Origin of the sequence: Streptomyces sp. NPDC006265 (assembly GCF_040613555.1) — a bacterium.
Taxonomy (GTDB): Bacteria; Actinomycetota; Actinomycetes; order Streptomycetales; family Streptomycetaceae; genus Streptomyces.
Genome location: NZ_JBEXSH010001008.1, coordinates 1 through 3,003 on the forward strand (window position 1 = coordinate 1; position 3,003 = coordinate 3,003).

General features: G+C 74.5%; 4 protein-coding genes and 1 pseudogene. 3 read left to right on the plus strand and 2 right to left on the minus strand.

The window, feature by feature from the left end:
- On the minus strand, window positions 1-396 hold a 396-nt coding region (locus ABZ281_RS44300), incomplete at its 3' end, for an FAD-dependent oxidoreductase (RefSeq protein ID WP_356663930.1).
- Between the two features lie 282 nt (window positions 397-678).
- Window positions 679-1,581, minus strand: coding sequence for a TIGR01777 family oxidoreductase (locus tag ABZ281_RS44305; protein WP_356663932.1), 903 nt, complete (start codon window positions 1,579-1,581; stop codon window positions 679-681).
- 71 nt (window positions 1,582-1,652) lie between these two features.
- On the opposite strand from ABZ281_RS44305, the pseudogene ABZ281_RS44310 reads away from it, so the two are divergent.
- The 3 genes and pseudogenes from ABZ281_RS44310 to ABZ281_RS44320 form a co-directional block, all read left to right on the plus strand.
- Window positions 1,653-1,895 (plus strand): annotated as a pseudogene (locus tag ABZ281_RS44310) (GNAT family N-acetyltransferase); the annotation flags it as partial.
- Window positions 1,896-1,914: 19 nt separating this feature from the next.
- Window positions 1,915-2,154 carry a hypothetical protein gene (locus ABZ281_RS44315; protein ID WP_356663936.1) on the plus strand — a complete coding sequence of 80 codons (240 nt, stop codon included), beginning with the start codon at window positions 1,915-1,917 and terminating at the stop codon, window positions 2,152-2,154.
- A gap of 216 nt (window positions 2,155-2,370) precedes the next feature.
- Window positions 2,371-3,003, plus strand: a 633-nt coding sequence (locus ABZ281_RS44320; RefSeq protein WP_356663934.1) for a pyridoxal-phosphate dependent enzyme, incomplete at its 3' end; no start/stop codon positions are given.

A 3,003-nucleotide genomic window follows, 5' to 3' on the forward strand; every position in this document is an offset into this window, starting at 1 on the left:
CCTCGGCGGCCTCGGTGCGGACGGCGGGCGGGGAGCACTCGCCAGCGCGCGTACGGCGTGCAGTGCGCCCCGTGCGCCCCCTGCGCCCGGTTGGACGCCCGCGCGGTGGTGGCGACCGTCGCCGTGCAGCAGGACACCGGGTGTGAAGGGCCGCAGCACCAGCCCGTCGAGACCGGGTGTCTGCCGTAGTTCGGGATACGCCGTGGACAGCAACTGGCCGATCCTGTCGAGCCGGAAGCCGTCGACCTTCTCCGTCGCCATGCGGCCGCCGACCCCGTGGGCGGCTTCCAGGACCATGGTCGTCACTCCTGCGCTGGTCAGCCGGTGCGCGGCCGAGAGTCCGGCGACCCCGGCCCCTACGACGACCACGTCCGCCTGGTACGCGGGCTCAAGCACGTGCCCCTCCTCGAGGTTGCGCGGGCGCTGGAGACGTCATGCCCTCAACAGGCCGCAGGGATACGCGAGTTCTGGTCGAGGGTAGGACCGTGATCGGTCAGGGGGAGTCGCGCATCGGCAGGGCACGGTCGCACAACGGTCGCATACGAACGCCTGGTGGGCATGAAGTGGTCGCAGGGGGCTGGTGTGCGCCTCGGGGAGCTGTCTCGGAACGGCCGGTCGGATCCCGGACAGGCGGCCGGTGTGCGCCGCCCGGTCAGCTTCCGGCGGGGCGGGGAGCCGTCACAGGGCCGCGCGGATCGCCCCCTCGATCTCCGGGAAGGCGAAGCGGAAGCCCGACTCCAACAGGCGCGTCGGCAGCACCCGGGCGCTGCCGAGGACGTCCCCGGCCATCTCGCCGAGCACGGTCCGCAGGACGGCCGCGGGCACCGGGAACAGGGTCGGCCGGTGCAGCACGCGGCCCATCGCCGCCGTGATCTCACGGTTCGTCACGGGGTTCGGGGCGGTGATGTTGAACGGTCCGGACAGGCCGTCGGTCTCGATCAGATGCCGGATCGCGGCGACCTCGTCGTGCAGCGCGACGAACGACCAGTACTGCCGCCCGTCGCCCATCCGCCCGCCGGCCCCCGCCCGGAACAGCGGGAAGAGCCGCCCCCAGGCGCCGCCTTCGCGCGAGACGACCAGCCCGGTCCGCGTGAACACCGTGCGGACACCGGCCTCCCGGGCGGGCGCGGTGGCCCCCTCCCACTCCACGCACAGCGACGGCAGGAAGCCCTCTCCCGCGGGCGCGCTCTCGTCGACCGTCCGCTCGCCGGTCTCGCCGTAGTAGCCGATGGCGCTGCCGTTGACGAAGACCCGCGGGCGGTCCGTCGCGTCCAGCGAGGCGACCGCCTCGGCGAGGGCCGCCGTGCCGTTCACGCGGCTGTCGCGGATCCGCTGTTTGTAGGCCTCCGTCCAGCGCCGGTTGCCGACGCCGGCCCCCGCCACGTTGACCACGGCATGGCAGCCGGCGAGCCCGGCCGCGTCCACGTGCCCGCCCTCGGGGTCCCAGCGGATCTCCCCGGCCGCCCGGGGCGTGCCGCGCACCAGGCGGCGCACCTCGTGCCCGTCGGCGGTCAGGGACCGCACCAGGGCACCGCCGATCAGGCCGGACGCACCCGCCACCGCGATTCTTGAACGCTCCATGAACCCATCCTGCCGGGTCGCTGCTCAAATCCCTTGCATGGCCTTGATCCGCTCGCCGTAGGGTGACGCCCATGTCCGAGCTCCCCGCACCGCGCATCCGTGTCGCCCGGCCCGAGGACGACGAGGAGCTGGCCCTGCTCGACCGGCTCACCTGGTCGCCTCTGCACGCGGTGATGCCCGAGCCGCAGCCGCCGTACCCTCCCTTCTTCAGCGAGCGGCACGCCCCCGAGGACTGCCTGGTCGCCGAGCTCGGCGGGCGTCTCGCGGGCTATGTCCACGTCGGTTTCCCCACCGAGCTCGAATCGAACCGGCACGCGGAAGAAGACATTTCCGGTGCTGGTGGCGCTCGGTTCCCCGATGGGCGGCCGGATCGCGGACCTCCTGGAGTCGGGCGACGCGCCGGAGAGGGCGGCGACCCTGATCGAGGAGGCGGGCGGCCGCTCGGCGGCCCTGGCAGAGGCCCGGCGGCACAGCACCGCCGTGGAGACAGCCCTCGCCGATGTGCCGTCGACCGCCCGGGCCGCCGGTGAACTACGGTCACTGCTCGGCTACCTGGTGCGGCGCGATGTCTGAGCCCACGCGAACGCCGGGCCCTCGATGCGGGCCGGGGTGCTCCACGCGGTGACGGCATCTCGCCCGGGGCGGGCTCTCGGCGCCGCCGGGGCGATGAACGCGGCCACGTCGTCCCGCTCCGCCCGCCACCACCCGAACCGCGTTGACCTCGGCCCCCGCGCGCGTCAGGGTTCGACACGGCGCGTTTCGCGACCCCGCGCCGGAAGGATGGCCGCCATGATCGGCATCTCGGAGATCGAAGCCGCGGCGGGGCAGATCGCCCGGCACATCGTGCGCACCCCGACCGTGGACAGCCCGGGACTGTCGGCGCTGCTCGGGGTTCCGGTCACCGCGAAGCTCGAACTGCTGCAGCGCACCGGCTCGTTCAAGGCGCGCGGGGCCACGGCGAAACTGCTGTCACTGGGCGAGGCGGAGCGGGCCGCCGGCGTGGTGGCGGTCAGCGGCGGCAACCACGGGATCGCCGTCGCGGTCATGGCGGCGGCTCTCGACGTGAAGGCCACGGTAGTGATGCCGCGCTCGGCACCCGCCCGTGCCGTGGAGATCGCGGAGACGGCCGGCGCGTCGGTGCGGCTGACCGACGACATGGACGGCGCGTTCGCGCTCATGACACGGCTCCAGCAGGAGGGGCTGACCCTGGTCCACCCCTTCGACGACCCGGTGGTGATCGCCGGACAGGGCACGGCCGGGCTGGAGTTCGCCGCCGACGCCGGTGAGCTCACGGACGTCGTCGTGAGCATCGGAGGCGGCGGGGGGGTGGGGGGCGGGGCGGGCGCGCGGGGGGGGGGCCGGCGCGGGGGGGGGGGGTGGGGGGGCGGGTCCGCGGGCGCGCCGGCCATGTCCGAGGCGCTG

What these genes read in the sequence shown, in the direction of transcription:
- ABZ281_RS44305 (WP_356663932.1), bottom strand. Translation starts at nt 1,581, where the DNA reads ATGGAGCGTTCAAGAATCGCGGTGGCGGGTGCGTCCGGCCTGATCGGC.